24 protein-coding genes are annotated in these 26,957 nt (G+C 57.8%); 2 read left to right on the top strand and 22 right to left on the bottom strand.

All coding sequences use genetic code 11. The features are described from left to right. Positions 1 to 36: 36 nt before the first annotated feature. The 8 genes from menE to ACMWJS_RS10785 form a co-directional block, all read right to left on the bottom strand. Entirely contained in the window at positions 37 to 1,398 is a 1,362-nt protein-coding gene (gene menE, locus ACMWJS_RS10820) for an o-succinylbenzoate--CoA ligase (RefSeq protein ID WP_414747047.1), read from the bottom strand. Beyond that, positions 1,395 to 2,360, bottom strand: a complete 966-nt coding sequence (menC, locus tag ACMWJS_RS10815; protein ID WP_262820978.1) for an o-succinylbenzoate synthase — start codon at positions 2,358 to 2,360, stop codon at positions 1,395 to 1,397. Before menC ends, menE begins: the two co-directional genes overlap by 4 nt. Then, positions 2,360 to 3,217: a 1,4-dihydroxy-2-naphthoyl-CoA synthase gene (gene menB / locus ACMWJS_RS10810; protein WP_008500223.1), complete on the bottom strand. Its 858-nt coding sequence runs from the start codon at positions 3,215 to 3,217 to the stop codon at positions 2,360 to 2,362. The genes menC and menB overlap by 1 nt, the downstream gene beginning before the upstream one ends. Then, positions 3,214 to 3,990 carry a 2-succinyl-6-hydroxy-2,4-cyclohexadiene-1-carboxylate synthase gene (gene menH, locus ACMWJS_RS10805; RefSeq protein WP_414747046.1) on the bottom strand — a complete coding sequence of 259 codons (777 nt, stop codon included), beginning with the start codon at positions 3,988 to 3,990 and terminating at the stop codon, positions 3,214 to 3,216. Before menH ends, menB begins: the two co-directional genes overlap by 4 nt. Then, on the bottom strand, positions 3,987 to 5,657 hold the full coding sequence (gene menD / locus ACMWJS_RS10800; protein WP_414747045.1) for a 2-succinyl-5-enolpyruvyl-6-hydroxy-3-cyclohexene-1-carboxylic-acid synthase: 1,671 nt from the start codon (positions 5,655 to 5,657) through the stop codon (positions 3,987 to 3,989). The genes menH and menD overlap by 4 nt, the downstream gene beginning before the upstream one ends. Positions 5,658 to 5,745: 88 nt before the next feature. After that, positions 5,746 to 7,041 (bottom strand): isochorismate synthase MenF, encoded by a 1,296-nt coding sequence (gene menF / locus ACMWJS_RS10795; RefSeq protein WP_414747044.1) that lies wholly within the window; start codon positions 7,039 to 7,041, stop codon positions 5,746 to 5,748. Positions 7,042 to 7,127: 86 nt separating this feature from the next. Then, the gene (elaB, locus tag ACMWJS_RS10790) at positions 7,128 to 7,433 is read right to left on the bottom strand and encodes a stress response protein ElaB (RefSeq protein ID WP_008500219.1); all 306 of its coding nucleotides are present in this window, start codon (positions 7,431 to 7,433) and stop codon (positions 7,128 to 7,130) included. A gap of 53 nt (positions 7,434 to 7,486) precedes the next feature. Beyond that, on the bottom strand, positions 7,487 to 7,948 hold the full coding sequence (locus ACMWJS_RS10785) for a GNAT family N-acetyltransferase (RefSeq protein WP_048029682.1): 462 nt from the start codon (positions 7,946 to 7,948) through the stop codon (positions 7,487 to 7,489). A gap of 71 nt (positions 7,949 to 8,019) precedes the next feature. On the opposite strand from ACMWJS_RS10785, the gene rbn reads away from it, so the two are divergent. Both rbn and ACMWJS_RS10775 read left to right on the top strand, forming a co-directional pair. After that, positions 8,020 to 8,937, top strand: a complete 918-nt coding sequence (gene rbn, locus ACMWJS_RS10780) for a ribonuclease BN (RefSeq protein ID WP_045908723.1) — start codon at positions 8,020 to 8,022, stop codon at positions 8,935 to 8,937. A 64-nt stretch (positions 8,938 to 9,001) separates the two neighbouring features. After that, positions 9,002 to 10,006 (top strand): chemotaxis protein, encoded by a 1,005-nt coding sequence (locus ACMWJS_RS10775; protein ID WP_032652809.1) that lies wholly within the window; start codon positions 9,002 to 9,004, stop codon positions 10,004 to 10,006. A 99-nt stretch (positions 10,007 to 10,105) separates the two neighbouring features. On the opposite strand, the gene nuoN is transcribed toward ACMWJS_RS10775, so the two are convergent. From nuoN to lrhA, 14 genes are all read right to left on the bottom strand, one after another. Next, positions 10,106 to 11,563: an NADH-quinone oxidoreductase subunit NuoN gene (gene nuoN / locus ACMWJS_RS10770; RefSeq protein WP_024908971.1), complete on the bottom strand. Its 1,458-nt coding sequence runs from the start codon at positions 11,561 to 11,563 to the stop codon at positions 10,106 to 10,108. A 6-nt stretch (positions 11,564 to 11,569) separates the two neighbouring features. Beyond that, complete coding sequence (gene nuoM, locus ACMWJS_RS10765) at positions 11,570 to 13,099, bottom strand: NADH-quinone oxidoreductase subunit M (protein WP_414747043.1); 1,530 nt, start codon at positions 13,097 to 13,099, stop codon at positions 11,570 to 11,572. A gap of 76 nt (positions 13,100 to 13,175) precedes the next feature. Next, complete coding sequence (nuoL, locus tag ACMWJS_RS10760) at positions 13,176 to 15,017, bottom strand: NADH-quinone oxidoreductase subunit L (RefSeq protein ID WP_023325763.1); 1,842 nt, start codon at positions 15,015 to 15,017, stop codon at positions 13,176 to 13,178. Beyond that, positions 15,014 to 15,316, bottom strand: coding sequence for an NADH-quinone oxidoreductase subunit NuoK (nuoK, locus tag ACMWJS_RS10755; RefSeq protein WP_003861496.1), 303 nt, complete (start codon positions 15,314 to 15,316; stop codon positions 15,014 to 15,016). The genes nuoL and nuoK overlap by 4 nt, the downstream gene beginning before the upstream one ends. Next, positions 15,313 to 15,867 carry an NADH-quinone oxidoreductase subunit J gene (gene nuoJ, locus ACMWJS_RS10750; protein ID WP_008500212.1) on the bottom strand — a complete coding sequence of 185 codons (555 nt, stop codon included), beginning with the start codon at positions 15,865 to 15,867 and terminating at the stop codon, positions 15,313 to 15,315. Before nuoJ ends, nuoK begins: the two co-directional genes overlap by 4 nt. Before the next feature lie 10 nt (positions 15,868 to 15,877). Beyond that, positions 15,878 to 16,420: an NADH-quinone oxidoreductase subunit NuoI gene (gene nuoI / locus ACMWJS_RS10745; RefSeq protein WP_003861491.1), complete on the bottom strand. Its 543-nt coding sequence runs from the start codon at positions 16,418 to 16,420 to the stop codon at positions 15,878 to 15,880. A 13-nt stretch (positions 16,421 to 16,433) separates the two neighbouring features. Beyond that, on the bottom strand, positions 16,434 to 17,411 hold the full coding sequence (gene nuoH, locus ACMWJS_RS10740) for an NADH-quinone oxidoreductase subunit NuoH (protein WP_008500211.1): 978 nt from the start codon (positions 17,409 to 17,411) through the stop codon (positions 16,434 to 16,436). Continuing rightward, positions 17,408 to 20,131: an NADH-quinone oxidoreductase subunit NuoG gene (gene nuoG, locus ACMWJS_RS10735; protein ID WP_262796532.1), complete on the bottom strand. Its 2,724-nt coding sequence runs from the start codon at positions 20,129 to 20,131 to the stop codon at positions 17,408 to 17,410. The genes nuoH and nuoG overlap by 4 nt, the downstream gene beginning before the upstream one ends. Before the next feature lie 55 nt (positions 20,132 to 20,186). Continuing rightward, positions 20,187 to 21,524 (bottom strand): NADH-quinone oxidoreductase subunit NuoF, encoded by a 1,338-nt coding sequence (gene nuoF / locus ACMWJS_RS10730; RefSeq protein WP_008500209.1) that lies wholly within the window; start codon positions 21,522 to 21,524, stop codon positions 20,187 to 20,189. Further along, on the bottom strand, positions 21,521 to 22,021 hold the full coding sequence (gene nuoE, locus ACMWJS_RS10725; RefSeq protein ID WP_008500208.1) for an NADH-quinone oxidoreductase subunit NuoE: 501 nt from the start codon (positions 22,019 to 22,021) through the stop codon (positions 21,521 to 21,523). Before nuoE ends, nuoF begins: the two co-directional genes overlap by 4 nt. Positions 22,022 to 22,023: 2 nt before the next feature. Next, positions 22,024 to 23,826 (bottom strand): NADH-quinone oxidoreductase subunit C/D, encoded by a 1,803-nt coding sequence (gene nuoC / locus ACMWJS_RS10720; protein ID WP_023312537.1) that lies wholly within the window; start codon positions 23,824 to 23,826, stop codon positions 22,024 to 22,026. Positions 23,827 to 23,915: 89 nt separating this feature from the next. Continuing rightward, positions 23,916 to 24,590, bottom strand: a complete 675-nt coding sequence (nuoB, locus tag ACMWJS_RS10715) for an NADH-quinone oxidoreductase subunit NuoB (RefSeq protein WP_003861482.1) — start codon at positions 24,588 to 24,590, stop codon at positions 23,916 to 23,918. A gap of 15 nt (positions 24,591 to 24,605) precedes the next feature. Beyond that, complete coding sequence (gene nuoA / locus ACMWJS_RS10710; RefSeq protein ID WP_006176516.1) at positions 24,606 to 25,046, bottom strand: NADH-quinone oxidoreductase subunit NuoA; 441 nt, start codon at positions 25,044 to 25,046, stop codon at positions 24,606 to 24,608. A gap of 630 nt (positions 25,047 to 25,676) precedes the next feature. Beyond that, positions 25,677 to 26,615: a transcriptional regulator LrhA gene (lrhA, locus tag ACMWJS_RS10705; RefSeq protein ID WP_021241557.1), complete on the bottom strand. Its 939-nt coding sequence runs from the start codon at positions 26,613 to 26,615 to the stop codon at positions 25,677 to 25,679. Between the last annotated feature and the right edge of the window lie 342 nt (positions 26,616 to 26,957).

The following is a 26,957-nucleotide window of genomic DNA, read 5'->3' as shown; positions in this document are numbered from 1 at the left end:
GGCCGGTCAGTAGATTGTAACTATTTGAAACGGCTATTATCCCTTCAGCGCTGCGTTAACCCACTCCTGCAGCGCGCGGCGCGAAACTTTAATGCCGCCATTTTTGAGTTCAGTCGGCAGCAGCAGCCAGCGGACGGGTTGCTCAAAACGCGCCACCTTGTCCCTCACCCAGTCGGGTAAGCAGGTGATATCCGTTCCCGGCTCGCACTCCACGACCGCCACCGGGCGTTGCCCGAATTCAGCGTCGTCCAGCGGAACGACAAACACCTGGTTAACCTGCGGGTGCGTGGCGATAACGCGCTCCAGCGATTCCGGCTGGATCCCTTCTCCACCGCTAAAAAAGAGGTTGTCCATGCGGCCAAGGATCGTCAGACGGCCGTCATGCCATTCGCCGCGATCGCGTGTGGCGAACCAACCCTGCGCGTTGGTCAGCGGAATCAGTTCGCCATCCCGCCAGTAGCCTGAGGCCATGCTTTGCGCCCTGATCCAGACTTCACCGTTAACGACCTGCACCTCTCTGCCCGGCAGCGCACAGCCCACGTCCGGCTCGCCGTCCGCCTCTTTCGCACAGACGGTAGAGGCAAACTCGGTCAGACCGTAACCGCAGAAGGTGCGTATATCCTGCTCTCGCGCCTGTTCGGTCAATTCAACAGGGATGGCCGCCCCGCCCAGCAGCACCGCTTTCAGTGCGACAGGCTGGTGGGCATTCAGCAAACGCCAGAGCTGGGTTGGCACCAGTGAGGCGTGGGTGCAGCCGCACAGCGCCTGCTCCAGAGGCTGTTTCTCGCGTACGGTTAACCGCGCGCCGGCCTGCAGCCAGCGCCATAAAATCCCCTGGCCGGAAACGTGAAACAGCGGCAGCGAAAGCAGCCAGTCGTCGTCTTCACCGTAGGGCATCAGCGACAAAACGCCGCGCGCGCTGGCAAGATGAGCCTCGCAGGTATGGACCGCCGCTTTCGGCAGCCCGGTGGAGCCGGAGGTCAGCGTCATGGAGGCCAGCCGCGCCGGTTGCCACGCAGCGCAATACGCATCGGCTGTCTCGCGCATGCACAGGGGAGGAAGAGCGTCGTAGCTGCCGTCCAGCACCAGCGCAAAGCGCAGCGTCATCTGCGGGAGCAGCACGTCCAGCAGCGGGCGCGGCAGCTGCGGATTAGCGGGAAGAATACGCGCCCCGCACTGGAGCAGCGCCAGCCACGCCAGCAGGGTTTGCGGATGATTATGGGCCTGCAGCAGCACGCCGCAGCCCTCCTCCACGCCCTGCCGGTGAAAGCCTGCCGCAAGGCTGTCGATGCGCGCGCACAGCTGTTGCCAGCTGAGCACCTCGTCGTTCAGCCTCAGGGCCGGTTTATCGGCAAACAGCGCGCACCAGTGTCGCCACGGCCAGTCGGTAAAACTCATCGCAACGGCTCCAGCGCCTCGGAGCCCAGGCACGGCAGCACGCTGTCCGGCCACGGGCGGAGAAGCTGAGCCTGCATCAGGTTCAGCGTATCGAGGCCAGGAACCGTATCCGGCGTTAGCCAGGCGGCCATGCGCGCCAGCTGGGTTAGCCCAAGGCTGGACTCAATCGACGAGCTGATCACCGCCGTCAGCCCTAAGGCATGCGCCGCCGCGACCTGCTCGCGCACTTTCGCCAGGCTGCCGGTCAGCGTCGGTTTAATCACCACTGCGCTGACGCCGGGCTCTGCAGCAAATTCAAAATCGGCCTCGCGCAGGCTTTCATCCCAGGCGATGGCAATCCCCGTTTCGCGGGCGAACGCACGCGAATCCTCGCGGGTTTTGCACGGCTCTTCGAGGAAGGCAATGCGGCTCCGGTACGCCGGATTGACGTACTTTGCAAACTGCTGCGCCTTAAGCGGCGTCCAGGCGCGGTTGGCGTCCAGACGCAGATGCAGATCGGGGATCGCCTCCAGCAGCAGGTTGGCGACCATGCCGTCACGCACCGCTTCATACAGCCCGACTTTGATTTTCGCCACCTTCTCGCCCGGCATGGCGGAGAGCAGCGCGAACAGCTCGTCCGGATCGCCCGTGCAGAGCGGTGCTGCGCGGTAATTCCCCGCCTCCGGCAGGCTACCGTCCAGCTCCGCCAGCGCGCAGCTGATACCAAAGGCCGCGGAAGGCACCTCCGGCAGCGCCGGATTTGCACCCTCGCGCCACGCGTACGCCCACGCCAGCAAGGCCGCCCGCGCGTCATCCAGCGACTCGAGGCTAAAGCCCGGCAGAGGCGAAATCTCGCCCCAGCCTTCCCGCTCGCCCTGCTGCAGATGCACGAAGAAGCCGTCACGGGTTTTTAACCGCCGTTCACGCAGCACCACGCCCGCGTCCATCGGTATCTGCCAGCGGTAAACCTGCGCGCGACGCATTACGGATTCCGTTTGTATTTGCTGAAGTCTGGCTGGCGTTTTTCGTTAAACGCGTTGCGCCCTTCCTGACCCTCTTCGGTCATGTAGAACAGCATGGTGGCATTGCCCGCCAGCTCCTGCAGACCCGCCTGACCGTCACAGTCGGCGTTGAGTGCCGCTTTCAGGCAGCGCAGCGCCATCGGGCTGTTTTGCAGCATTTCACGGCACCAGCGCACGGTCTCTTTTTCGAGATCGGCAAGCGGCACCACGGTGTTCACCAGGCCCATATCCAGCGCTTCCTGCGCGTTGTACTGACGGCACAGGAACCAGATTTCGCGGGCTTTTTTCTGACCGACGATGCGCGCCATGTAGGAGGCCCCCCAGCCGCCATCGAAAGATCCCACTTTCGGGCCCGTCTGGCCGAAGATGGCGTTCTCGGCGGCAATAGTCAGGTCGCACATCATGTGCAGCACGTGGCCACCGCCGATGGAGTAGCCCGCCACCATCGCCACCACCGGTTTTGGACAGGTGCGGATCTGACGCTGGAAATCGAGGACATTCAGGTGATGCGTACCCGCGTCGTCCTGGTATCCGCCGTAGTCACCGCGCACTTTCTGATCGCCACCGGAGCAGAACGCTTTCTCGCCTTCGCCGGTCAGGACAATCACGCCGATATTGTCGTCGTAGCGCGCATCCGCCAGGGCCTGAATCATCTCTTTCACGGTCAGCGGACGGAAGGCGTTACGCACCTGCGGGCGGTTGATGGTGATTTTGGCGATGCCGTCGGTGGATTTGTGGTAACGAATGTCGGTGTAGCCTTCGGAGCAGTCCTGCCATTCAACCGGGGCGTAAAGCATGTGTTCATCAGGGTAGATCATAGAGTGTCCTTTATTCGAAGACGCAGTATCTGAGCCAGACTTGCCGCAACCGCATCGGGGTTTTCCCGGTGGGCGTTGTGTCCGGCGTTGGGAATTGCATGGCGAACAGCGTTCAGCTCCGCGGCAAGGGCCGCAAACTTCTCATCACGTTCGCCATAGAGATAATCAAAAGAGAAATGGCGCGCGCTCAGGGCAGCATGCAGGTCGGGCTGCACGGCCAGCGACGTTGCCTCGAGCATCATCGCCAGCGCCGCGCCGCAGTTCTGGCTGCGCAGGGTAATCAGCGCGTCGCGCTGGGCGTCCGTCAGGGAGGCAAACACGGGCTGTTGGTACCAGTCAGCGAACACCTTATCCAGCGGTTCGTTGCGAAAACGTGCTGCCCAGCGGCGGTCGGATGCCAGCCGCGCCTGTCGCGCATCGGCATCCTGCAGGCCCGGATGTCCCCCTTCTACCGTCAGGCCCAACAGACCCTTTGGCTGCTGGCAGGCATGGAACATCGCAATGCGGCCGCCGAGGGAGTACCCGACGAGCCAGAACCTCAGTATGTTGTAACTAATCAGAGTTCGAGTGAGCAACGCACTTATCTCGTCGAAGCCCCCGACGCCCAGGTGCCGGGATCCACCGTGACCCGGCAGATCCAGATACAGCCGGGGGTAGTCACGAAGTCGCTCTCCAACACCCTGCCACTCGCGGCAATCGCCGGAAAAACCGTGCAAAAAGACCAGCCAGGGATAGCCTGGTTTTCCGGCCTGCTGCACGCCCGAGAGGATCACAGCTGGCTCACCTGCGCCAGCAGGCTTTGCAGGGTCTGCGCACCGTCAGCCTCGTTCACCACCAGCTCAATCAGCGTCGCGCCGGGCTGTTTCCAGGCTGTACCGAGCGCGGCACCCAGCTGTTCCCAGCTTCCCGGGCGATGATATTTCAGGCTGAACATTGCCGCGGCGTGTTCGAACTGTACGTTCTGCGGCATCAGATAGAAGCGCTCGCGCTCGCTCTGCGGCGTAGGCAGCAGGGAGAAAATCTGCCCGCCGTTGTTGTTGACCACAATCAGCACGAACGGGGCTGACACCTGACGCAGCAGCGCCAGCGCGTTGAGATCGTAGAGCGCGGAGAGATCCCCCACGATGGCCAGCGTCGATTTCGCGCTGGCGCGCTGCACGCCCGCCGCCGTGGAGATCAGCCCGTCGATGCCGCTGGCGCCACGGTTGCTGTACACCGGGTAGCCTGCTGGCAGCTGCGAAAAGGCGTCTATCAGCCGCACGACCAGGCTGTTGCCGACAAACAGCTGCCCCTGCTCGGGCAGGTACTGGCGAATACGGTGCGCCAGCCCGGCCTCGCTGAACGCTTCACAGCGCGCATGGGTCAGTTCCCACGCCTGCCGCGACAGGTCCGGGAGGGTAACCGCCCAGGGTTTGCGTTTTTCAGCCGGATGGAGCGCCAGCCAGGCGTCGATACGGCTGACCAGACGACGACCGCGATGGTGCGCCGGGTCAAGACGCCCTTCCAGGGCGTCCACCAGCCAGTATTCGTCCGGTGTGCAGGTGGCCTGCCACTGCAGTAACCGTTTGCCGGTTAAACTCGATCCAAGCTGGACCACAATCTGCGCCTGCGACAGCTCGGTGACCGCTTTGGCATTACCCAGCCAGAGATCCGCGCACGGCAGCGGCTGCCCGGTCTGGGAAAGCACGTCGCCTATCAGCGGCCAGCCCAGGGTTTGCGCCCACTCGGCGACCAGCTTGCCTTCGGTGGCGCTCATGCGCCCGGCGATAACCACGCCGCGCTTCTGCCGCCAGAAGAACCAGTCGCGCTGTTTCGCGCTCTCAAGGTGCGTCTGCTCGCGCAGCCACGGTTTCTCACTGTGCCACCAGTCGCCGAGGGTCTGCTGCCAGTCAAGACCCGTATCGTCCAGCTCGCCGTACAGGGGCTCGGCAAACGGGCAGTTAATATGCAGCGCCCCGTTGCGCAGCGTCTCCATGGCATGATCGACGGTGGAGACCAGCCAGCTTGCCGGAATATCCTGGGTGGGACGGGGCAGCGAAATCGTCTGCGAAGGATGCGAAGAAAAGAGTCCCGGCTGACGGATGGCCTGATTGGCGCCGCAGTCGATAAGCTCAGGGGGACGATCGGCCGTCAGCAGAATCAGCTTTTCACCGGTTAACCCGGCTTCAATCAGAGCCGGATAGAGGTTCGCCACGGCAGTACCGGAAGTGACAATCACCGCCACGGGTTCTTTGCTGACCTTCGCCAGACCCAGCGCGAGATGCCCGAGGCCACGCTCATCAAAGTGGGTGTGGTGAATCAACGCCCGGTTTTCGGCGGCCGCCAGCGTCAGCGGCGTTGAGCGAGAACCCGGTGCAATACACACGTGCCTGACGCCGTGGCGCGTCAGGGCTTCAAGGATCACCGCCGCCCAGCGTCGGTTAAAAGAACTTACTGACATGAGATTGTCCGGTATCAAGAATGCGACACAGTATAAATAATAGAAAAAATTGGAATTTTGATATGAATCGGGATTGCGCGAATCAGTATTAATCCCTAAGGAGCAGAGAGCGCAATCCGGCCGCTTTGTTTTCGATCTCCTGCCACTCCTGTTCCGGGTCAGACCCGCTGACAATGCCGGCCCCTGCGTAGAGCCGCAGGGAGTCATCCTGGACGCGGGCGGAGCGCAACGCCACGCAAAATTCACTCTGGTCAGGCGATAAATACCCGGCAGAACCGGCGTACCACTCGCGGTTAAAGGGCTCAACCTTCTGAATAAATTCGCGCGCAGGCTGTCGCGGCAAACCGGCAACGGCCGCCGTCGGTTGTAGTATATGCAGGCACTGCTCGTCGTCGGCCTGTTTGAGTTCGGTCCAGATACAGCGGCGCAAATGCTGCACTTTACGCAGGCGCACCACCTGGGGGGGCAGTACCTCAAGCGTCTGCATGTAGTGCTGAAGACGCTGGCAAATATCTTCCACGACCAGCATATTTTCGCGCTGGTTTTTATCGTCGTTCAGCAGCCATTCGCCGAGACGCTGCGCCTGGCCATCATCGGCATGGCTGGCGACGGTGCCCGCCAGCGCTTCCGTACGCAGCAGCGTGCCGCGCCGCCGCCAGAGACGCTCGGGGGTCGAGCCAAGAAACGCGTTGCTGGCGTCGAAAATCATGCAGAAATGGTAGCAATGTAAATTCAGGGCGCGGCTGGCCGCCATCAGCGCGACAGGGTTAACCCGCTGTGTAAACCGGATATCGGTTGCCCGGGCGAGAACCACCTTTTCAAAATCACCGCGTGCGATGGTCTCTGTCGCTATGCGGATAAGCGTCAGCCATTCGGCCTGTTGCGGCTGATGGGTTTCGTGCTCAACCTGAACGGATAGCGGACGGATAGATCTCGCAGGACGGAGTTGCTCTAAAAAATCCCGCGCGGCGAGGGCATCTTCCTGAAGTGAATAATCACTCCACAGCTGCAGACGCAGCGTAGCGGTGCCGGCGGTGCGTCGCCAGAGCAGTCGCGGTAAAAAGAGGCTGCCCTGCTCCGGAGTAAAGGCGTTCAGGCCACAGATACGGGTATCACCTGCCGCGTTTTGCTCGCGCAAAAACTGCGTGGCTAACGCCAGAGAGGAAAAGGGGATCACCGCCCCCAGCGCAGCCAGCTCTTCATCGCCGTTACGCTGCTGCCAGTAAAACTGCGGATAGCACTGCTGCGCCCCAAGCCAGGCGAGAGGGTCGAAAGCGTCGTTTAACGGGAAAGAGACGTCGAAATGACGTATGCCGGGTGTTGCGGGTAACGCTTGCGAAAGCTGGGTACGCAATTGCTCCAGCGCGAGGAAAATCGAATTCACGCGAACCTCTCCCTGTTAAAACTTCGTATTATACGGGGTACTGGCAATAAATAGCAGTACCCACGTATAGGGAGTGGTTAAGCGGCTTAACGACGGGCCAACAGCAGCCCCAGCACCAGCCCGACGGCAGCACCGACTCCAATACCCTGCCACGGTTTTTCATGCACGTAATCATCGGCACGGTACACCGCTTTTTTGGCGCGGTAGTAGTAGGTATCAGACGCATGGCTGACGCGGTTTTTCACTTCATGCAGCGCCTGCTCGGCGCGGGCTTTTAGCTCAATATATTTCTGATCGGCAGGGTCGCCAGAGGAACGTAACACCTCTTCCAGCGTTTCGCTCAGTAAGGCCAGGTCGTCGTCGATACGGGTATCCCAGGATTGAAATGACATATTTTTCTCCATGTTAGTACACCAGTCCGCTAACTATAGCCAACGACTCGTCATTACGCCTGCTTCGCTTCCCGCGCCATGCCGATGTGGGGAATGCCGTCTTCATCGTACACCTCGGTGACCGGCACGAAACCAAAGTGGCCGTAGAAGGACTGCAGGTGCGCCTGCGCGCCCAGGTATAACGCCTTGTTCGGCCACTGTTTCTGGCATGCCTCCAGCGTTTTCTCCATCAGCTGATAGCCCAGTTTTTCACCGCGCGCTTTGCCGCTGATGATGACGCGGCCAATGACGACAGGCTCAAAATCGTCTTCGCTTTTCAGAATCCTCGCATACGCCACCAGCTCGTTATTCCGCCAGCCGAGGATATGGCGGTTCTCGCCGACGAGATCGTCGCCGTCGATGTCCTGATACGGGCAGGTCTGTTCAACCACGAACACTTCGCAGCGCAGTTTCAGCAGGGCGTAAAGTGAATGAACGGTGAGGTCACTATGGTGTAAATCTTGCCACTGGATCATGTCAGTCTCCTTCCTGGGGTTCATCACGTTATACTAAACCCCTCCCCGTTCGGCAAAGGGCTGATTGCGTTATGGAACTGATTTTTCTGGGTACGTCCGCGGGCGTACCAACCCGCTCACGAAATGTGACGGCGATATTGCTGGATCTTAAACACCCCACCCGCGGCGGGCTGTGGCTGTTTGACTGTGGTGAAGGGACGCAGCATCAGCTGTTACACACCGCTTATCATCCCGGCAAGCTGGATAAAATTTTTATCACCCATCTGCATGGCGACCATCTGTTTGGCCTTCCCGGCCTGCTGTGCAGCCGCTCGATGGCCGGTAACGCCAACCCGCTGACGATTTACGGGCCTGCGGGTATTCGTGAATTTGTTGAAACCACGCTGCGCCTGAGCGGGTCGTGGACGGATTATCCGCTGGAGGTCGTTGAGATTAGCGAAGGCCTGATTTTCGATGACGGCGATTATAAGGTGAGCGCTCAGCCGCTCAATCACCCTGTCGAGTGCTATGGCTATCGCATTGACGCGCATGACAAACCCGGCGCGCTGGACGCCGCCGCGCTGATGGCCGATGGCGTAAAACCCGGACCGCTGTTCCAGCGCCTGAAGCACGGTGAGACCGTCACGCTGGAGGATGGGCGCGTCATCAACGGTCAGGATTATCTCGCCGCACCGCAGCCCGGCAAGAAGCTGGCTATTTTTGGCGACACGGCCCCGTGCCGGGCGGCGCTCACGCTGGCCCAGGGCGTGGACGTGATGGTACATGAAGCGACCCTCGAAACGGCGATGGAAGAGAAAGCCAACGGCCGGGGTCATAGCTCGACGCGACAGGCGGCGCAGCTTGCCCGTGACGCGGGCGTCGGGAGGCTTATCGTCACCCACGTCAGCTCGCGCTACGACGCGCGGGGCTGTGAAAAGCTGCTGGCAGAGTGTCGCGCGCTGTTCCCGGAATGTGAGCTGGCCGAAGATTTCGCTCAGGTCAGCGTTTAGTCCTTCATTTTTCCCTCAGGATGCCGATAACGATTAAAAGGTCAGCATTTCTCTCGAGGGTAGAATGGATAATTTCCAGAAAGATATTGATGACAGGGCGAATCTGACCCTGTCGAACCGTTTTGAACTGTTGCTGTTCCGTCTTGGCACCTCTCTTAACGAAAATAAATCTGAGCTGTTTGGCATTAACGTCTTTAAGCTGCGTGAAATTGTGCCGATGCCGGAGTTCACGAAACCCGCCGGGATGAAATCACCGCTGATGGGAATGGTGAATATTCGCGATCAGGTGATCCCGGTGATCGACCTGGCCGCCGTGGCGGGCTGTAAGCCCACCACCGGGCTGAATATCCTGCTGATCACCGAATACGCGCGCAGCGTGCAGGCGTTTGCCGTGGAGTCGGTTGAGAACATCATGCGTCTGGACTGGAAGCAGGTGCACGCGGCGGAAACCGCCGTCAGCGGTCGCTACATCACCAGCATTGCGTGTCTTGACGAGAAGAGCGATACCAACGATCTGGCGATGGTGCTGGACGTTGAGCAGATCCTGTACGACATCACTCCGGCCAATCACGATCTGCACGCCACCAATCTGAAAACCACCAAATTCCATATCAAGCCGGGCGCGGTCGCCATCGTCGCGGAAGACTCCAAAGTGGCGCGCTCGATGCTGGAGAAAGGCCTGCAGGCGATGGAGATCCCGGCGCAGCTGCATATCACCGGCAAAGAGGCGTGGGAGAAAATTGGGGTTCTGGCCGCACAGGCGCAGGCTGAGGGGGTTCCCATCACCGATAAGATCGCGCTGGTGCTGACCGACCTCGAAATGCCGGAGATGGACGGTTTTACTCTGACGCGCAAAATCAAAACCGACCCGGTATTGAAAGATATTCCGGTGGTGATCCACTCTTCCCTTTCCGGCAACGCCAACGAAGACCATATTCGTAAGGTGAAAGCGGATGGCTACGTCGCGAAGTTTGAGCTGAACGAGCTGTCGTCAGTGATTGAGGAAGTGCTGGACCGCTCGATGAAGAAGATTGACGGGCCGTTGATTAGCCGTAAACAGCTGGCTTAGTCGGGTGGCGCTTCGCTTACCCGACCTACAAAACCCGTAGGCCCTGCAAGCGTAGCGCCGCTGGGCAACAAAAAACCCGCCGAGGCGGGTTTTTTGTTTTTACATCAATGGCATTGCTCGCTGCACGATATCAATCAGCGGCTGCGGATAGATACCGAAGATCAGCACCAGCAGCGCGGAGATGAGAACCACAATACCGCCAGCGCTGTACTGCCAGTTGGTTGGGGCATCACGGTTGAGCTGCTGAGGCGCGCTCAGGTACAGGCTCACGGCCACGCGCAGGTAGTAGTAGAGACCAATCGCGGAACCGATCACCACGCCCGCAGTCAGCCACCACAGGTGCGCCTGCACACCGACAGCCAGCACGTAGAACTTACCGATAAAGCCGAGCGTCATCGGGATACCCGCCAGAGAGAGCATCATCACGGTCATCACCGCGGACAGGATCGGACGGTGCCAGAACAGACCACGGTAGGAGAACAGTGAATCGGCATCCGGACCACGGTACGGGCTGGACATCAGGCTCACCACGCCGAAGGCGCCGAGGCTGCTGAACAGGTAACCGGCCAGATAGACGCCCACGGCTTCCATCGACATCTCACCGCTCTGCAGCGCAATCAGCGCCACCATCAGGTAGCCCAGATGAGAGATAGACGAGTAGCCCAGCAGACGTTTGATGTTGGTCTGGCTCAGCGCCATCAGGTTACCGAAGATGATGGAGACGAACGCGATAATGCCCAGCACCACGCGAACCGCTTCACTGTCACCCACCGGTGCGTACAGGAACAGACGCATAACCACCCCGAAGATGGCGATTTTGCTCGCCGTCGCCAGGAAGGTCGACACCGGCGCTGGCGCGCCCTGGTAAACGTCTGGCGTCCACAGGTGGAACGGCACCAGAGAGAGTTTGAAGCCAAGGCCAACAATCATCATGCCCAGACCCGCCAGCAGCAGCGGCTCATGCAGCATGCCGTCACCGAGGCTCTTGCCGAGCGCCATAAAGGAGAGGTTACCGGACTGTGCGTATACCAGCGCAATACCAAACAGCAGGAACGAGGACGCCGCCGCAGACAGGATGGTGTACTTGATGCTTGCTTCCAGGGAGCGCTTCTGGCGGAAGGCGTAACCAATCAGACCGAACAGCGGCAGAGAGATCAGCTCAATGCCGAGGAACAGCGCGGCCAGGTGGTTCGCATTCGCCAGCAGAATGCCGCCCAGCGCGGCAATCAGAACCAGCAGGTAAAACTCTTCTTTGTTGTCGTTGTAGCCTTCGAGCCACGGGTACGCAAAGGTACAGGTTGCCAGGCTCGCCAGCAGCACCAGACCGGTATACAGCATGGCGTAACCGTCAACGCGCATCAGCGGGGTGACGTCCATCGCCCCACCCTGGCCAACAAACCAGAGAGAGACTAACGCGGCGTTCAGGCCGATGACCGACAGCGTGGCATTCAGGAAGTGATTGCGTCGCCACGCAATGGAGAGCATCACAACCACCACCGTCAATCCGACGATCAGCAGCGGTAGCAGCGCGATCAGTTGTTGTGGAGTTATTGTCATGGCGAATTACGGCCTTGTAGTAGAAACAGAATTAACAAACCACTGCTGGATATTGCCCATCGCGCTGTGCGAGGTATCCAGAATCGGCTGCGGGAAGAAGCCCAGCAGCACCAGCAGTACGACCAGCAGCAGGATGATGAACAGCTCACGCAGCGACATCCCCGGCAGTTCTTGTGCAGCAATTTCGCTCTTCGCTTTACCGAAGTAAGCGCGGTGCAGCATCGCCAGCGAGTAGACGGAAGCGAACACCAGACCAAAGGTGGAGATCACGGTAATCACCGGTACCACTTTGAAGCTGCCGAACAGAATCATAAATTCGCCGACGAAGTTACCGGTGCCCGGCATCCCCAGAGTCGCCACCGCGAAGAACATGGAGAGCGCTGGCAGCCACTTAATTTTGCTCCACAGGCCGCCCATCATACGCATGTCGCGAGTGTGCAGACGTTCATACAGCTGGCCGCACAGGATGAAGAGACCGGCTGCGGACAGACCGTGCGCAATCATCTGGATCACCGCCCCCTGGTACGCCAGCTGGCTGCCGGTGTAGATAGCAATCAGCACGAAGCCCATGTGGGAAACGGAGGTATAAGCAATCAGACGCTTGACGTCGTACTGGGTGAAGGCCATCCAGGCACCGTAGAAGATACCGATGACACCCAGCCACATGGCAATCGGTGCGAATTCTGCGGAGGCATTCGGGAACAGCGGCAGAGCGAAACGCAGCAGACCGTAGGCCGCCGTTTTCAGCAAGATGCCCGCCAGGTCAACGGAACCCGCCGTTGGCGCCTGAGAGTGCGCGTCTGGCAGCCAGCCGTGCAGCGGAACCACCGGCATTTTCACCGCGAAGGCGATGAAGAAGCCCAGCATCAGCAGATATTCCACGCCGTGAGACATTGGGGTCTTCAGCAGGTCTTCGTAGTTGAAGGTCCAGGTGCCGGTCGCGTTGTGGTGAACAAACACCAGCGCCAGAATGGCAATCAACATCACGAGACCACTCGCCTGGGTATAGATGAAGAACTTGGTTGCCGCCGTGATACGCGTTTTACCGTCGGACGCCTTGTGGCCCCACAGCGCGATCAGGAAGTACATCGGCACCAGCATCATCTCCCAGAAGAAGAAGAACAGGAACATGTCGATGGCAAGGAACACGCCGATTACGCCGCCCAGGATCCACATCAGGTTCAGGTGGAAGAAGCCCTGGTATTTTTCGATTTCACGCCAGGAGCAGAGTACCGCCAGAACGCCGAGCAGACCGGTCAGCACCACCATCAGCAGTGAGAGACCGTCAATCGCCAGGTGGATCGTAATGCCGAAACGTGGGATCCACGGCAGGATGAACTCAGACTGCCACTGCGGAATGCCCGCAGACTGGGTCAGTGAGTAACCGCCCTGCAACCACAGTTGCAGGCCAAGCGCGAGCGTCAATCCCATGGTGATCAGCGCGATCCAGCGCGGCATCTTCACGCCAAAGCGTTCAGTCTGCCAGCACAGGAAGCCGCCGATGAAGGGAATTAATATTAGCCAGGGTAGTAACATGGCGATTTACATTCCTTTTTAAGGCCCCCAGCAGGGGCCTGATTTTCAACGAATTCGAATAAAATTCACTTAACGATCAACGCAACACCATCAGCAGCGCCAGCACGACAACCGCACCGATGCTCATGGACGCCACATACCAGCGCAGGTAACCGTTCTCGCTGTACAGCAGGCCCTTGCCTGCAAAGCGGGAAAGGATCGCCGGGATGTTCATCAGGCTGTTCAGCGGGTCGCGCTTCAGCAGCCACGCGATGCCCAGGAACGGCTTAACGAAGATCATGTCGTACAGCCAGTCGAAGCCCCACGCGTTGTACCACCAGGTGCCCAGCAGGCGGCCCGGCGCACTGTTGGCCACGGCAGTGACCAGCGTACGTTTGCCCAGCCACAGCCATGCTGCGATCAGGATGCCCGCGATAGCGACCACACCGGAGGTGATTTCAAGCGTCAGAACGCGACCGTGCTCAAGCTCGGTGGTGTCTGGCAGTACGCCCTGCAGCGGAGGCACAATCATCGCGCCAACGAAGGTGGACAGTACCAGCAGCACAATCAGCGGCAGGTGATGGGTAATCCCCTTCCCTGCATGAGCATGAATTTGTTCTTTACCGTGGAATACGATGAAAATCATACGGAAGGTATACAGGGAGGTCATGAACGCACCGACCAGACCCGCAACCATCAGATTGATATGACCATTCGCCATGGCACCCGCAAGGATTTCGTCCTTACTGAAGAAGCCCGCGGTGATCAGCGGCAGTGCCGCCAGCGCCGCGCCGCCCACCAGGAAGCAGACATAGACCAGCGGGATGGACTTACGCAGTCCGCCCATTTTGAAGATGTTCTGCTCGTGATGGCAGGCCAGAATCACCGAACCGGATGAGAGGAACAGCAGCGCTTTAAAGAACGCGTGCGTCATCAGGTGGAAAATGGCCGCGTCCCACGCCTGAACGCCCAGCGCGAGGAACATGTAACCAATCTGGCTCATGGTTGAGTACGCGAGAACGCGCTTGATGTCGGTCTGCACCAGCGCGGCAAAGCCTGCCAGCACCAGCGTGACCGCACCGACGATACCCACCAGATGCAGAATTTCCGGGGTCATCAGGAACAGGCCATGGGTACGCGCAATCAGGTAGACACCGGCGGTGACCATGGTCGCAGCGTGGATCAGCGCGGAGACAGGGGTTGGACCCGCCATCGCGTCGGCCAGCCATGTCTGCAACGGCAGCTGCGCGGATTTACCCACGGCACCACCCAGCAGCATCAGCGTTGCCCACCACAGCATATTGTTTCCTGCGGCGAAGTGCGCTGGCGCCAGTTCCACCATTTCGCGGAAGTTCAGCGTGCCCAGTTCGTTGTAAAGAATGAACAGCGCGAAAGCGAGGAAGACGTCACCCACGCGGGTCACGACGAACGCTTTCATGGCCGCTGCGCCATTCTTCGGATCGGTATAGTAGAAACCGATCAGCAGGTAAGAACACAGACCCACGCCTTCCCAGCCCAGATACATCAGCAGCAGGTTATCGGCCAGGACCAGAACCACCATGCTGGCGATAAACAGGTTGGTGTAGGCGAAGAAGCGGGAGTAACCCTCTTCACCGCGCATATACCAGGAGGCGAACATGTGGATCAGGAAGCCGACGCCGGTGACCACGGAGAGCATGGTCAGGGAGAGACCATCCAGCACCAGGTTGAAACCGATGTTGAAATCACCGACTGACATCCAGGTCCACAGCGGCACGCTGAAAGGCTGACGCCCGTTGTTAAAGAAGTCGATACCCGCATACGCTGTCACCAGCGCGGCCAGGCCAACAGAGCCCATGCCGACGGTTGCAGACAGATTCTCAGACCAGCGGCCGCGAGAAAACGCCAGCAGCACGAAGCCAATCAGCGGAAAAATAATGGTTAAGGCAAGCATGTTCATCCACGCAACTCACTTACTGAATCTATGTTCAGATTCTGGCGGCGACGATGGAGCTGCAGCAACAGCGCCAGGCCAATACTCGCTTCGGCAGCCGCGAGGCTGATGGCGAGAATGTACATCACCTGACCATCGGTCTGGCCCCAGTAGCTTCCGGCGACCACGAAGGCCAGCGCGGAGGCGTTAATCATGATTTCCAGCCCGATCAGCATAAACAGCAGATTGCGGCGGATAACCAGACCGGTCAGACCCAGAACGAATAAAATCGCAGCGAGGATCAGTCCATGTGTTAAGGGGATCATGCGCGCTCCTCCGTTTTTCTTTTCGCGCGGTCGTCAGTGCGGTTGCTCAGCACCTCGCCAGCACGCTCTTCGCGGCCAACGTGGAAAGCCACAACCAGACCTGCCAGCAGCAGCATTGAGGCCAGTTCCACTGCCAGAACGTATGGGCCAAAGAGCGTGATACCCACCTCTTTCGCGCCAATCGGCGTGCCGTCGATGCCCTGATCGTTAACACCCAGAATGGCGTAAACGATCACCACCAGCATGATGGCCGACAAAATTGCCGGGCCGATCCACACCTGCGGTTTTAACCACTGACGTTCCTGCTCAATTTCAGAGCCGCCCAGGTTCAGCATCATCACCACGAACACGAACAGCACCATGATGGCCCCGGCGTAGACGATGATTTCCAGCGCACCGGCGAAGTGCGCGCCCAGTGCGAAGAACACCCCGGAAATGGCCAGCAGCGAGATGATTAAGTACAGCAGCGCATGCACCGGATTGGTGTGCGTGATCACTCGCAGCGTAGCCAGGATGGCGATAAGGCCACAGATATAAAAAGCGAATTCCATTGCCCTCTCCTTACGGTAACAGGCTCTTGACGTCGATAGGCTTAGCTTCGTTCTCTGCTTCGCCCTTATCTTTGCCGTCGATTGCCATACCCGCCATCCGGTAGAAGTTATATTCCGGGTATTTGCCCGGACCGGAAATCAGCAGATCCTCTTTCTCGTACACCAGGTCCTGACGCTTGTACTCACCCAGCTCGAAGTCTGGAGTGAGCTGAATCGCCGTGGTTGGGCACGCTTCTTCACACAGACCGCAGAAGATGCAGCGTGAGAAGTTGATGCGGAAGAACTCAGGGTACCAGCGGCCGTCTACCGTCTCGGCTTTCTGCAGAGAGATACAGCCGACCGGGCACGCTACCGCACACAGGTTACAGGCAACGCAGCGCTCGGAACCGTCCGGGTCGCGCGTCAGCACGATACGGCCACGGTAGCGCGGCGGCAGATATACCGGCTCTTCCGGGTACATCCGGGTTTCGCGTTTGGCAAACGCATGCAGGCCGATCATCCAGATACTGCGTACCTGGGTACCGAAGCCTACCAGTAATTCTTTTAAGGTCATGGTCTATTGCCCCTTATGGCTGCTGCCAGAGAATGACAGCGGCCGTTACCAACAAGTTGACGAGCGTCAGCGGCAGGCACACTTTCCAGCCGAAGGACATTACCTGGTCATAACGCGGACGCGGTAACGCTGCGCGAATCAAAATGAACATCATCATGAAGAACGCGGTTTTCAGCGCGAACCAGATGAACGGCGGTAAGAACGGGCCATGCCAGCCACCAAAGAACAGCGTTACCATCAACGCGGAAATGGTGACAATACCGATGTACTCGCCCACGAAGAACAGACCGAATTTCATACCGGAATATTCGATGTGGTAACCGTCGGCCAGTTCCTGTTCGGCTTCTGGCTGGTCAAACGGGTGACGGTGACACACGGCCACGCCCGCGATGGCAAAGGTAATAAACCCAAAGAACTGCGGAATAACGTTCCAGATGTCGGCCTGGTTGTTGACGATGTCGGTCATGTTGAATGAACCGGCCTGCGCCACTACGCCCATCAGGGAGAGACCCAGGAACACTTCGTAGCTCAGGGTCTGCGCGGAAGCACGCATCGCACCCAGCAGCGAGTATTTGTTGTTACTGGACCAGCCTGCGAACAGGACCGCGTAAACCGCGAGGCCTGCCATCATCAGGAAGAACAGTATGCCGATGTTCAGGTCAGCGACCACCCAGGTCGGGCTGACCGGCACGATAGCAAACGCCAGCAGCAGCGAGGTGAAGGCGATCATCGGTGCCAGAGTAAAGATCACGCGATCCGAGAAGCGCGGGATCCAGTCCTCTTTAAAGAACATCTTGATCATATCCGCGACCAGCTGGAGTGAACCACCCCAGCCCACGCGGTTCGGTCCGTAACGGTTCTGGAACAGACCGAGCAGACGACGTTCACCAAAGCTCATGAACGCGCCGCAGGTGACCACCACCAGCAGGATAACAATCGCTTTCAGAATGCTCAGCAGGATGTCGATAAGATCCGGCGTTAACCAACTCATGCTTTTGCCTCCTGCAGATTATCAAGACGCGCACCCGCCAGAACCGGCGCGATGCCAGGCATACCCATCGGCAGACCGACCTGCCCTGCTGTCAGACTTTCAGAAATAATCAGCGGCAGGCTGATAGTCTGGCCGTCATAGCTAAAGGCGATGTTCGCACCCGCGTTAACGCCAAGCTTCGCGGCATCCGCCGGGTTAAGCTTGATGTACGGCTGCGGCATACGGGTCTGGAAGACCGGTGAACGCTGGGACAGCTCGTCGCTACCGAACAGGTGGTAGTACGGCGCAATACGCCAGCTACCATCCTGCGGCTGGAAGCTCGCCGGTACGGTGCTGAAGAAGTCCAGACCGGTTTCGGAAGCTTCAATCAGACGCACGCCCGGATCGCCGTGGCGCAGGGAGCCGCCCACTTCAGCCTGGAACTTGTTCCATGCCTGCGGGGAGTTCCAGCCCGGTGCCCATGCGAACGGGATTTGCGAACGCGGCGCAGACGGCTGGTTGTTCCCTTCCATGGAGAAGGCGAACATGGTGTCTTTATCCTGCGGCTGGCGCGGTTCGTGCACGCTGATATTGGCGCGCATTGCGGTACGGCCGCTGTAACGGTGCGGTTCACGCGCCAGTTTCTGGCCGCGAATGCGGAAGCTCGCTTCAGGCGCAGCATCTTTAATGCCTGCCAGCTGAGGCAGTTTTTCCACCACCGCGTCGATAACGTGGTCGAGCTGCGTCCAGTCCACTTCACGGCTCTGCACGGTGCTGTGCAGGGAGTGCAGCCAGCGCCAGCTTTCCAGCATCACGGTGTTGCTGTCGTAGTAAGACGGGTCATAAACCTGGAAGAAACGCTGCGCGCGGCCTTCGTTGTTGATAACGGTACCGTCGCTTTCTGCGAAGCTTGCCGCAGAGAGCACGAGGTGCGCTTTGTCCATAATCGCGGTGCGCTGATGGTCAATCACCATCACCAGCGGCGCTTTGGAGAGCGCGGCGTCAACGCGAGCGGCAGAAGCATGACGATGCAGGTCGTTTTCCAGCACCACCACGGCGTCAGCGGCACCGGATTCCAGTTCGCTTAACGCAGCTTCCAGCGAGCCGCCACCAATCATGCCCAGACCAATGCTGTTCACCGCACGGGCAATCATGGTCACACCGACGTCAGCACCGCGGCCTTTCAGGGCTTTGGCCACGTTGGCTGCGGCCTGAATGATCTCTGCGCTACCGGCGTTGGTACCGGAAATAATCAGCGGTTTCTTCGCACCGGCCAGGGCCTGAACAATCACGTCAACCTTGTTTTGCAGGTCGCGATCCAGCTCAACGGCCGGTGAGTTGTTGTCCAGCGCGTGGGCAATGGCAAAACCAAGACGCGCCTGATCTTCAACCGGTGCGCAGTAGGTCCACGCCGCGATATCGTCCAGACGGGTATTGTCGACGTTGGTCACAAACAGAGGATGCTTCGCGCGCTGACCGATGTTCAGGATCGCCGCAATCTGCCAGTCAGCCACTTTTTGCGCCGCTGCCATTTCACGTGCTTTACCCTTCACCGCCTGACGAACCGCCAGAGCCGCGCGGGCGCCGGTCTGGGTCAGGTCTTCACCCAGCACCAGGACCGCATCATAGGATTCGATTTCGCGCAGCGCAGGGGTATGGATACCGCCTTCACGCAGCACTTTCAGTACCAGCTGCAGACGTTCCTGCTCGCCCTGGGCGATGCCGGTATAGAAGTTTTCCGCCCCGACCAGCTCGCGCAGCGCGAAGTTGCTTTCGATGCTGGCGCGCGGGGAGCCGATACCGATCACTTTCTTCGACTGGCGCAGAATATCTGCCGCGCCCTGCATCGCCTGTTCTGCGTTCAGGGTAATGAAGTCGTCACCACGGCGCTGAACCGGCTGACGCGGACGGTCTTTCAGGTTCACATAGCCATAGCCGAAACGACCGCGGTCGCACAGGAAGTAGTGGTTAACGGTACCGTTGTAGCGGTTTTCAATACGACGCAGTTCGCCGTAGCGCTCACCCGGGCTGGTGTTACAGCCGAGGGAACACTGCTGGCAGATGCTTGGTGCAAACTGCATGTCCCATTTACGGTTGTAACGCTCGGAGTGAGTTTTATCCGTGAAGACGCCGGTCGGGCAGATTTCTACCAGGTTACCGGAGAATTCGCTCTCCAGCACGCCGTCTTCCGGACGACCGAAGTAGACGTTGTCATGCGCGCCATACACGCCCAGATCCTGACCGTCTGCATAGTCTTTGTAGTAACGCACGCAGCGATAGCAGGCGATGCAGCGGTTCATTTCGTGAGAGATGAACGGCCCCAGATCCTGGTTACGGTGGGTACGCTTGGTAAAGCGATAGCGACGGAAGCTGTGACCGGTCATCACGGTCATATCCTGAAGGTGGCAGTTACCGCCCTCTTCACAAACCGGACAGTCGTGCGGGTGGTTGGTCATCAACCACTCCACCACGCTTTCGCGGAACTGTTTGGCTTCTTCGTCATCAATCGAAATAAAGGTGCCTTCGGTGGCTGGCGTCATACAGGACATCACCAGGCGACCACGCGTGTCTTCCGCGTTTTGATATTGCTTCACCGCACACTGGCGGCAAGCACCGACGCTGCCCAGCGCCGGATGCCAGCAAAAGTACGGAATATCGAGGCCAAGAGACAGACAAGCTTCCAGCAGGTTGTCCGCCCCGTTGACTTCGTATTCTTTGCCGTCTACATGAATCGTAGCCATTAGCATGCTTCCAGTTGGCTCGGTCGAAACCGAGCGTTAATCAAAATTCTTGTCGTTACCAGCGCGCTTTAAGCAGGTTCGGCTGAATCCCATTGATCGCATGGGTATTGCTGAACGGCTGCTTGATGCCTGCTTCGAACTCGTCGCGGAAATATTTGATCGCGCTCTGCAGAGGTTCGACGGCACCCGGTGCGTGGGCACAGAAGGTTTTACCCGGGCCTAAGAATCGACACAGTTGCTCAAGTGTTTCGATATCGCCAGGCTGGCCTTCGCCACGTTCGATTGCACGCAGGATCTTCACGCTCCACGGCAGACCATCACGGCACGGTGTACACCAGCCGCAGGACTCACGGGCGAAGAACTCTTCCAGGTTACGCACCAGCGACACCATGCCGATCTCGTGGTCGACGGCCATCGCCAGCGCCGTACCCAGACGGCTGCCTGCTTTACCAATGCTTTCGAATTCCATCGGCAGGTCAAGGTGGGCTTCGGTCAGGAAGTCTGTCCCTGCCCCACCCGGCTGCCAGGCTTTGAATTTCAGGCCATCGCGCATGCCGCCGGCGTAGTCTTCAAGAATTTCGCGCGCGGTAGTACCGAACGGCAGTTCCCAGACGCCAGGATTTTTCACGCGACCGGAGAAGCCCATCAGCTTGGTACCGGCATCTTTGCTTGAGGAGATGCCCTGATACCACTCCACGCCGTTCGCGAGGATAGCCGGAACGTTACACAGGGTTTCGACGTTGTTTACGCAGGTCGGTTTCCCCCACACGCCGGAGCTGGCCGGGAACGGTGGCTTGGAACGCGGGTTCGCGCGGCGGCCTTCCAGGGAGTTAATCAGCGCGGTCTCTTCACCGCAGATGTAACGCCCGGCACCGGTGTGCACGAACAGTTCGAAGTCAAACCCGGTACCCAGGATGTTTTTGCCCAGCAGGCCCGCTTCGGTGGCTTCGGCAATCGCGCGACGCAGGTTTTCCGCTGCTTCGATGTACTCACCGCGCAGGAAGATGTAGCCACGGTACGCTTTCAGCGCAAACGCGGAGATCAGCATGCCTTCCACCAGCAGGTGCGGCAGCTGCTCCATCAGCAGGCGGTCTTTATAGGTGCCCGGCTCCATTTCATCGGCGTTACACAACAGGTAACGGATGTTCATGGATTCGTCTTTTGGCATCAGGCTCCACTTCAGACCGGTGGAGAAGCCCGCGCCGCCGCGGCCTTTCAGGCCAGACTCTTTTACCGCGTTAACGATGTCGTCCGGCGCCATGCCGCCAAGGGCTTTACGCGCACCGGCATAGCCGTTTTTGCTCTGATATTCGTCGAGCCATACCGGCTGTTTGTCATCACGCAGACGCCAGGTCAGCGGATGCGTCTCAGCAGTACGAATTACAGTTTTCATTTGTACTGCTCCAGCAGGTCAGGAATCGCTTCCGGCGTCAGATGACTGTGAGTGTCCTCATCAATCATCATGGTCGGCCCCTTGTCGCAGTTACCCAGGCAGCAGGTTGGCAGCAGAGTAAAGCGACCATCGAACGTGGTCTGGCCCGGCTTGATATTGAGCTTCTTCTCAATCGCAGCCTGAATGCCCTGATAACCGGTGATGTGGCAGACCACGCTGTCACAGTAGCGGATCACATGGCGGCCTACCGGCTGACGGAAGATCTGGCTGTAGAACGTGGCTACGCCTTCTACGTCACTTGCCGGAATACCCAGCACTTTCGCGATCGCATAGATCGCCCCATCCGGCACCCAACCACGCTGTTTCTGTACGATTTTCAGCGCTTCAATGGACGCCGCACGCGGGTCTTCGTAGTGGTGCATCTCGTGCTCAATGGCGGCACGTTCTGCTTCACTCAGCTCAAAAGCCTCGGTTTGTGGTTGTTGATTCTCGTGCATAATTAGCGGTCCACATCTGACATAACAAAATCGATACTACCCAGATACACAATCAGGTCGGAGACCAGACTGCCGCGGATGGCGGACGGGATCTGCTGCAGGTGCGCAAAGCTCGGCGTACGCACGCGGGTACGGTAGCTCATGGTGCTGCCGTCACTGGTCAGGTAGTAACTGTTAATACCCTTGGTCGCTTCAATCATCTGGAAGGATTCTTGCGCCGGCATGACCGGACCCCAGGAAACCTGCAGGAAGTGGGTGATCAGGGTTTCGATATGTTGCAGCGTGCGCTCTTTCGGTGGCGGCGTCGTCAGCGGGTGATCCGCCTTGAACGGGCCTTCCGGCATGTTGTTGAGGCACTGCTCAAGGATGCGCAGACTCTGGCGCAGCTCTTCCACTTTCAGCATCACGCGGGTGTAGCAGTCGGACACGCCGCCGCCCACCGGGACTTCAAAGTCGAAGTTCTCGTAGCCAGAGTAAGGACGGGCTTTACGCACGTCGAAATCAATACCGGTTGCGCGCAGACCTGCCCCTGTCGTCCCCCACTCCAGCGCTTCTTTCGCGCCGTAGGCAGCAACGCCCTGGGAACGGCCTTTCAGGATGGTGTTGCGCAGCGCGGCTTTCTCGTAAGACGCCAGACGTTTCGGCATCCAGTCGAGGAATTCACGCAGCAGACGGTCCCAGCCGCGCGGCAGATCGTGTGCCACACCGCCGATACGGAACCAGGCTGGGTGCATACGGAAACCGGTAATGGCTTCTACCAGATCGTAGATTTTCTGACGGTCGGTAAAGGCGAAGAAGACCGGGGTCATCGCGCCGACGTCCTGAATGAACGTGGAGATGTACAGCAGGTGGCTGTTGATACGGAACAGTTCTGACAGCATGACGCGAATCACGTTAACGCGATCCGGCGTAACAATACCCGCCAGTTTCTCAACGGCCAGCACGTATGGCATTTCGTTGACGCAGCCGCCGAGGTACTCGATACGGTCGGTATACGGAATGTAGCTGTGCCAGGACTGACGCTCGCCCATCTTCTCAGCACCACGGTGGTGGTAACCGATGTCAGGCACGCAGTCGACAATCTCTTCACCGTCGAGCTGAAGAATAATACGGAATGCACCGTGCGCAGACGGGTGGTTTGGGCCGAGGTTGAGGAACATGAAGTCCTCGTTGTCGGTACCGCGCTTCATGCCCCAGTCTTCCGGTTTGAAGGTCAGCGCTTCCATCTCCAGATCCTGCTTGGCTTTGGTCAGCTCAAACGGATCGAATTCGGTGGCACGTGCCGGGTAGTCTTTACGCAGCGGGTGGCCGGTCCAGGTCTGCGGCATCATGATGCGCGTCAGGTGCGGGTGGCCGTCAAAGGTCATGCCAAACATTTCCCAGGTTTCACGCTCGTACCAGTTGGCGTTCGGGAAAAGTTTGGTGATCGTCGGCAGATGCATGTCGTTTTCAGACAATGCCACCTTGAGCATGATATCCGTATTACGGTCTATTGAGATCAGGTGGTAGAAAACGGAAAAATCCGCAGCAGGGAGACCCTGGCGGTGCGTTCTGAGACGTTCATCCATGCCGTGTAAGTCAAACAGCATGACGTACGGTTTTGGCAATTTCTTGAGGAAATCGACAACTTCCAGCAATTGTTCACGCTTCACCCAAACAACGGGTACCCCGGTGCGGGTAGCCTGAACAGTAAAGGCATCCGGCCCAAAACGGTTGCGCAGTTCGCCAATGACTGGGTCATCCAGATGATCCCGGGTCTGCCAGGCGGCTTCTTGCGCGGTTAAGTCGGTCATATTGTTCACCATTGCAAATGGTCCGTGGTGACTGTTGAGCCTGGCTTCGCGCTATTTGAGTAGTGATATGCGAAGGTGTTCTCCAGGCCTACAGGCGCAAATTAAATTTCGTCAGGCGTACGCAGATTGGTGACGGCAATACGTTCACCACGTTTACGCTCGCGCTCAGACTGCATGTTCGCGCGATACACACCCTGATCGCCAACGACCCACGACAGTGGGCGACGTTCTTTACCGATGGACTCCTGCAGCAGCATCAGCGCCTGCATGTAGGCTTCCGGACGAGGCGGACAACCCGGGATGTACACATCCACTGGGATAAATTTATCTACGCCCTGTACGACGGAATAGATGTCGTACATACCGCCAGAGTTAGCACATGCGCCCATGGAGATAACCCATTTTGGCTCCAGCATCTGGTCATAAAGACGCTGAATAACAGGTGCCATCTTGGTAAAGCAGGTACCGGCTACCACCATCAGGTCAGCCTGACGTGGGGAAGCACGCAGTACCTCTGCCCCAAAACGCGCAACGTCATGCACCGCAGTGAATGACGTCACCATTTCAACGTAGCAGCAAGAAAGGCCAAAGTTGTAAGGCCAGATGGAGTTCTTACGACCCCAGTTGACCATATCGTGCATGGCATGTTCGAGTTTGCCCATGTACACGCTTTTATTGACTTCTTGCTCCAGGGGGTCGGTTACGATCTCCTGTTTTTGCAGGGGGTAACGGTCATTCTCACCGTTAGGATCTATGCGGGTGAGCGTATAATCCATCTTATTGCCTCGCTGTTACTGCTGACGATTAGAGATACTGTTTTCCGGGTTGATGTGTTCACGACGTGAACGCGCAGGCGTCCAGTCAAGCGCGCCAATACGCACCAGATAAACCAGACCGGCCAGTAGCACTAAAATGAAAATTGCGGCCTCGACAAAGCCCACCCAACCACTTTCGCGAATGGAGGTCGACCATGCGAAAAGGTAAAGCGCTTCCACGTCGAAGATGACGAAGAACATGGCTACCAGGTAAAACTTGGCAGACAGGCGTAAGCGAGCGGTACCTACTGAATCAATACCTGATTCGAAAGGTGTGTTTTTGTGCCTTGCACGGGCGCGACCGCCCAGGAACCAGCCGCCGACTAACATCAGGCAGCACAGGCCAATGGCTACAATAAGAAAGATTGCGAATGCCCAGTGATGAGCGATGACTTCTGTGGATGTTGACATACTCATTGCTTACTCATCAAAAGTGATACCAACGACACTGCTCTTGCTGGCAGATGGGCATCACATCGATTCATGGGGAGGAACAAATAACCTTACACTAACTGTCAGAAATGAGACGTAGACAGCAAAATGATGGGGTTTTTTACTCCTTTCTATAACCTATTGTCAACTTTAACAAAGGTTTCTTCACATTAAATTACATCGAGCGATTCTCATTAACATTTGGTGCCCTTTAACCCTGGTGGGTTCATGACTTTCCGTCAAATGTATGTTGTTGAATCGTGTCCGTTTCGGAAGTAAAAAAAATAACCCTCCTATTTTGACAGGATTTGCCAACGATTCCTCCCCCCAAATAGGAGTATTTTCTTGATCTGCGACACGCTTTTGTTAATTCAACCTGGAAAACGGCAACATATTTCCTGTTTTTTTAACATAGGAGGGATGTGGATGAAGTTAGAACGGAAAACGGACAAGTTTTAGACAAAACCATTTAGTTCATTGATAAATATAGAATATCCTGAAAACCCATGCGTCATAAGCGGGTATTTTTGCTAAAAAAAAGCCACTGCATGTGAAAATCACACGAGTGGCTTTTTTTTACACTTACATTTTGTTACCAGAATTCTGAGCGGGCGATCACTCAAAATCCCCTTCAACGATCAGGGAGTCATCCCCCCCTTCGGAGGTAACGCGCTCGAACTGCCATGGGTTATGGTAGTTTTCCATCGCCTCGAACACCACCTTCGCCAGTTCGTTATGACTGGACGAATTGTGGCAGAGCAGATACTCCGTATCCGGCAGTGCAGGAAGGCCATCGGATTTGCCCAGAACGCGCAGATCGGGGCTCATCATTTCTACCGGACGGGCGGTGACACCCAGACCGGCTTTCACGGCGGCACGCACCGCTGGCAGCGTGGACGCCACATACGCCAGACGCCACGGAATATTAGCCTCATTCAGCGCCGTCAGCACCATATCGCGGAACGGGCTCGGGTCATCCAGCAACACCAGCGGCACCGGCTCCCCTTTTTGCAGCACGTATTCGGCCGCGCAATACCAGTGCGTAGGCGATGTACGCAGCGTCAGGCAGTCAAACTGCCCGGGACGATGCGTGGTGACCACCAGGTCGACTTTATTCTCATTTAACATCTCAACCATAAAAGCATTGCGCTTTACGCTCACGTCCAGCGCAAGCTTCGGATAAACCGAACTAATACGATTGAGAAGAAACGGCAATATAGTATCCGCCGACTCATCAGATGCACCTAACGTTAGCACGCCCTGAAGGTTGCTAAACATTAATGACATACATGCTTCATCATTAAAGCGAAGAATTTTCCTGGCATAACCCAGAAGCTGAATACCGTGTTCCGTTAAGAGCTTATTACGCCCGTGACGGGCAAAAAGCTCTTTACCAACCAGTTGCTCCAGCCGCTGCATTTGCTGGCTGACGGCGGACTGAGTTCGGCAAACGGCGGCAGCAGCTGCTGCAAAAGTGTTGAGATCGGCGACCGCAACAAACGTTCTCAGCAGATCGAGGTCGAGATTCATTATCGGACGATTTGCATTTATCATATCTATTCACTTTCAGGTTGCTCGTGCGGAGCTGCCCGGGTTGAAGCTGTGTGTGTACAGTTAAGCAATTCCCTCTGAAGATTTTCCCTCGCATCCCGGCCCGGCAGACTGCCTGACAGATAGTTATTGTGCTGCTTTATATCAACAGTCAGAAAGCACGTTTCATGACGATATTTTTATTCTCTTAAACGTTCAGGATATTTAGATGTTCGCAGGTTTATGTAAATTACATTAAAGGTATAACACCTTTTCTGCCATCTGTATCGCAGCGCTGTCAACGTAGCAGGAGATGTGCGACACATTCCAGCCAGAGATAACTCTAACAATAACAATCAATTAATT

Origin of the sequence: Enterobacter sp. HK-058-C-ECC (assembly GCF_047531125.1) — a bacterium.
Lineage (GTDB): Bacteria > Pseudomonadota > Gammaproteobacteria > Enterobacterales > Enterobacteriaceae > Enterobacter > Enterobacter quasiroggenkampii.
The sequence above is the reverse complement of the archived record's forward strand: the minus strand, read 5'-3'. Positions and strand labels throughout refer to the sequence as shown.